General features: G+C 77.6%; 6 protein-coding genes. All 6 read left to right on the top strand.

Going from position 1 to position 4,591, the window contains the following annotated elements; genetic code table 11:
* A partial coding sequence (locus KBX37_RS33345; RefSeq protein ID WP_210779803.1) for a VWA domain-containing protein occupies positions 1–872 on the top strand: 872 nt, incomplete at its 5' end.
* The gene (gene cobO, locus KBX37_RS33340; protein ID WP_210779802.1) at positions 872–1,483 is read left to right on the top strand and encodes a cob(I)yrinic acid a,c-diamide adenosyltransferase; all 612 of its coding nucleotides are present in this window, start codon (positions 872–874) and stop codon (positions 1,481–1,483) included. The genes KBX37_RS33345 and cobO, both read left to right, overlap by 1 nt.
* Complete coding sequence (locus KBX37_RS33335; protein WP_210779801.1) at positions 1,477–2,841, top strand: cobyrinate a,c-diamide synthase; 1,365 nt, start codon at positions 1,477–1,479, stop codon at positions 2,839–2,841. Before cobO ends, KBX37_RS33335 begins: the two co-directional genes overlap by 7 nt.
* The gene (cobI, locus tag KBX37_RS33330; RefSeq protein WP_210779800.1) at positions 2,838–3,590 is read left to right on the top strand and encodes a precorrin-2 C(20)-methyltransferase; all 753 of its coding nucleotides are present in this window, start codon (positions 2,838–2,840) and stop codon (positions 3,588–3,590) included. Before KBX37_RS33335 ends, cobI begins: the two co-directional genes overlap by 4 nt.
* Entirely contained in the window at positions 3,587–4,417 is an 831-nt protein-coding gene (gene cobM, locus KBX37_RS33325; RefSeq protein ID WP_210779799.1) for a precorrin-4 C(11)-methyltransferase, read from the top strand. Before cobI ends, cobM begins: the two co-directional genes overlap by 4 nt.
* Positions 4,414–4,591, top strand: a 178-nt coding sequence (locus tag KBX37_RS33320) for a cobalt-precorrin-5B (C(1))-methyltransferase (protein WP_210779804.1), incomplete at its 3' end; no start/stop codon positions are given. The genes cobM and KBX37_RS33320, both read left to right, overlap by 4 nt.

Raw genomic sequence — 4,591 nt, 5'->3', positions numbered from 1 at the left:
AACCCACCCTGGGGTACGGCCACCGGCTGCTCACCGCGCCCGGAGTCGGCGACGGCGTGCCGGGGCGGCGCTCCCGCGCCCGGACCGGGCGCGGCCGGACCACCGGCGCGCGGGTGCCCGCCGGCCGGCCGGGGGCGCTGCACCTGCCGGCGACGCTGCGGGCCGCCGCCCCGCACCAGCCGGGCCGGGGCCGGCGCGGCGGCCCGCTGCTGCTGCGCCCGAACGACCTGCGCGAGGCGGTCCGCGAGGGACGCGAGGGCAACCTCGTGCTCTTCGTGGTCGACGCCAGCGGGTCGATGGGCGCCCGGCAGCGGATGTCCGCCGTCAAGGGCACGGTGCTCGCCCTGCTCACCGACGCCTACCAGCGCCGGGACAAGGTCGCCGTGATCGCCTTCCGGAACGCCGGCGCGCGTACCCTGCTGCCGGCGACCTCCTCGGTGCTGGCCGCCTCGACCCGGCTGGCCGAGCTGCCCACCGGCGGGCGCACCCCGCTGGCGGAGGGGCTGCTCGCCGCCGCCGAGCTGCTGCGGGTGGAGCGGCTGCGCGACCCGAAGCGCCGTCCGCTGGTGCTGGTCGTCACCGACGGGCGGGCCACCGCCGGGGAGCGCCCGCTGGACCGGGCCGCCCGCGCCGCGGCGGTGCTCGCCGCCACCGGTGCGCCCAGCGTGGTCGTCGACTGCGAGTCCGGCCCGGTCCGGCTCGGCCTCGGCCGCCGCCTCGCCGCCCAGCTCGGCGCGGACCACCACCGCCTCGACGCGGTCGCCACCGACCCCCTCCTGAAGCTCGCCACCGCTCCGGCCTGCGCCTGCCGTGGCGGCACCCACCACAACTGCGCGGCCGGACCCGCCACCACGACGAGAAGGAGCGCCTGATGCCGCAGGGCAAGCCGTCCACCGTGCCCGCCGACGGGCTGACCACCCGGCAGCGGCGCCACCGCCCGCTGCTGGTCGTGCACACCGGACAGATGAAGGGCAAGTCCACCGCCGCGTTCGGGCTGGCGCTGCGCGCCTGGACCGCCGGGCTGCCCATCGGGGTGTTCCAGTTCGTCAAGAGCGCCAAGTGGCGGGTCGGCGAGGAGAACGCCTTCCGCGCCCTCGGCGAGGTGCACGAGCGCACCGGCCAGGGCGCCCCGGTCGCCTGGCACAAGATGGGCGAGGGCTGGTCCTGGATCCAGCGCGGCGGCGAGGCCGACCACGCCGCCGACGCCCTGGAGGGCTGGCGGCAGATCCAGCGCGACCTGGCCGCCGAACGCTACGGCCTGTACGTGCTCGACGAGTTCACCTACCCGATGAAGTGGGGCTGGGTCGACGTCGACGAGGTCGTCGACACCCTCGCCAACCGTCCCGGCTTCCAGCACGTGGTGATCACCGGCCGGGACGCCGACCCGCGGCTGGTCGCCGCCGCCGACCTCGTCGCCGAGCTGACCAAGGTCAAGCACCCGATGGACGCGGGCCAGAAGGGTCAGAAGGGCATCGAATGGTGAGCCCGGACGCGCCGTGGCCGCTGCCCCGGCTGGTGGTGGCCGCCCCGGCCAGCGGGCACGGCAAGACCACCGTGGCCACCGGCCTGCTCGCCGCGTTGCGCCGGCGCGGGCTGACCGTCAGCCCGCACAAGGTCGGCCCCGACTACATCGACCCCGGCTACCACGCCCTCGCCGCCGGCCGGCCCGGCCGCAACCTCGACCCCTGGCTGGTCGGCGAGGAGCTGATCGCGCCGCTGCTGCGGCACGGCGCGAGCGTCCCCACCCCCGCCGACGTGGCAATTGTCGAGGGCGTGATGGGGCTGCACGACGGGGCGGTCGGCCGCCGGTCGTACGCCTCCACCGCGCACGTCGCCCGGCTGATCGACGCGCCCGTGCTGCTGGTCCTCGACACCACCGCGCAGGGCCGCTCGGCCGCCGCGCTGGTGCTCGGCATGCGCGCCTTCGACCCCGGCGTGCGCATCGGCGGAGTGCTGCTCAACCGGGTCGGCTCGCCCCGGCACGAGACCCTGCTGCGCGACGCCCTCGCCGAGGTGGGCGTACCGGTGCTCGGGGCGGTCACCCGGGCCGCCGAGGTGACCGCGCCGTCGCGGCACCTCGGGCTGGTGCCGGTCGCCGAACGGGCCCCCGAGTCGCTCGCCGTCGTCGACGCCCTCGCCGAACTGGTCGAGTCCACCGTGGACCTCGACGCGGTGCTCGCCCTGGCCCGGACCGCGCCGCCGCTGACCGTTCCGGCCTGGGACCCGGCCAGCGCCGTCGGCGGCCCCGCCGGCCGGGACCGGCCAATCGTCGCGGTGGCCGGCGGACCGGCCTTCACCTTCTCGTACGCGGAGACCAGCGAACTGCTCGCCGCGGCCGGCGCCGCCGTGGTCCGCTTCGACCCGCTGCGCGACCCCGCCCTGCCCGCCGGCGCCCGCGCCGTCGTCGTCGGCGGCGGCTTCCCCGAGGTGCACGTCGAGGCCCTCGCCGCCAACGCCGCGCTCCGCGCCGAACTGGCCGACTTCGACGGGCCGATCGTCGCCGAGTGCGCCGGCCTGCTCTACCTCGGGCGCTCCCTCGACGGGGTGCCGATGTGCGGGCGGCTGCCGCACACCGCCCGGATGACCGGCACGCTCACCCTCGGCTACCGGGAGGCCGTCGCCGCCGCCGACTCCCCGGCGCACCGGGCCGGCGAACCGGTACGCGGCCACGAGTTCCACCGCACCGCCACCGACCCCGGCCACGGGGACCGGGCGGCGTGGCGCTGGGACGACGGCCGGCACGGCTTCGTCGACGGCCGGGTGCACGCCTCCTACCTGCACACCCACTGGGCGGCGCACCCGTCGGCCGCCCGCCGCCTGGTCGAGGCGGCGGCCCGGTGAGCGCGCCGACGCTTACCGGGGTGGGCGTCGGCCCCGGCGACCCCGAACTGCTCACCCTCAAGGCGGTGCGGGTGCTGCGCGAGGCCGACCTGGTGGTCGTACCGGTGATGGACCGGCTGGCCGCGGACGGCGACGCGCCCCCGGGCCGGGCCGAGGCCACCGTGCGCGCGCACGTCGACGCGGACCGGCTGCGCCGGCTGCCGTTCGCCCTGGACGACCGGGGCGGGGTGACCGCCCGCCGGGAGCGGGCCTGGGACGCCGCCGCCCGGGCCGTGGTGGCCGCCCTCGACGGCGGCGCCGTCTCGATCGCCTTCGCCACCATCGGCGACCCGAACGTCTACTCCACCTTCGGCTACCTGGCACAGAGCGTCCGGGCGCTGCGGCCGGCCGTCGAGGTGCGCACCGTGCCCGGGGTCACCGCGATGCAGGAGTTGGCCGCGCGCAGCGGCGTGCCGCTCTGCGAGGGCCGCGAACCGCTCACCCTGCTGCCGGCCACCGCCGGGCTGGCGCTCGTCTCCGACGCGCTGGCCGGGCCGGGCACCGTCGTCGTCTACAAGGGCTGGCGGCGGCACCCCGAGCTGGTCGACGAGCTGCGCCGCCACGACCGGTTGCCGGACGCCGTGCTCGGCCGGTCGGTCGGCCTGCCCGGGGAGCGGATCGGGCCGGTCGACGCCGCCGCCGACGACCTGCCCTACCTGTCGACACTGCTGGTCCCGGCGCGCCGGGACCGCCGGGGAGGAAAACTGTGACGACCACCGGAAAGGTCTGGTTCGTCGGGGCCGGGCCCGGCGCGGCCGACCTGCTCACCCTGCGCGCCGCCCGGGTGATCGGCGCCGCCGACGTGGTGATCTGGGCGGCCAGCCTGGTGCACGCCGACGTCCTCGCCCACGCCCGCGCCGACGCCGAGATCGTCGACTCGTCGCAGCTGCCGATCGAGGGGGTGCTGCCGCTGTACCGGCGGGCCGCCGCCGAGGGGCTGACGGTGGCCCGGATCCACTCCGGCGACCCGGCGCTCTGGGGCGCGGTGCAGGAACAGCTCGACCTGTGCCGGGCGCTCGACCTGGCCGTCGAGATCGTGCCCGGGGTGTCCTCGTTCACCGCGGTGGCGGCCATCGTCGGCCGGGAGCTGACCATCCCCGAGGTGGCCCAGTCGGTGATCCTCACCCGCCTCGAGGGCGGCAAGACGCCGATGCCGCCGGGGGAGCGGGTCCGCGACTTCGCCCGGCACGGCACCACGATGGCGCTGTTCCTCTCCGCCGCCCGCTCCGGGCAGGCGCAGGCCGAGCTGCTCGCCGGCGGCTACCCGCCGGACACCCCGGTCGTGGTGGCGTACCAGGCGACCTGGCCGGACGAGCTGGTGGTGCGCTGCGTGCTGGCCGACCTGGAGGCCACCGTCAAGGAGCACCGGCTCTGGAAGCACACCCTCTTCCTGGTCGGCCCCGCGCTCGCCGCCACCGGCACCCGCTCGCACCTGTACCACCCCGGGCACTTCCACACCTTCCGCCGGGCCGAGCCGGCCGCTCGCGCCGAGCTGCGCCGCGCCCGCGCCGCCGGGTCGGGGGACGGCTCCCGGTGACGTACGCCGAGCCGCCGCTGCGCGAGCCGGACCTGCCGCGTACCGCGAAGGTCCGGCCCACCGCGCTGCGTACCGGTTGGACCACCGGCGCCTGCGCGACGGCGGCAGCCAAGGCCGCGGTGACCAGGGCGGTCACCGGCGTGCCGCAGCCCGATCTCCACCTCGGGCTGCGGC

It is taken from the genome of Micromonospora sp. U56, assembly GCF_018070095.1.
GTDB lineage: Bacteria > Actinomycetota > Actinomycetes > Mycobacteriales > Micromonosporaceae > Micromonospora > Micromonospora purpureochromogenes.
The sequence above is the reverse complement of the archived record's forward strand: the minus strand, read 5'-3'. Positions and strand labels throughout refer to the sequence as shown.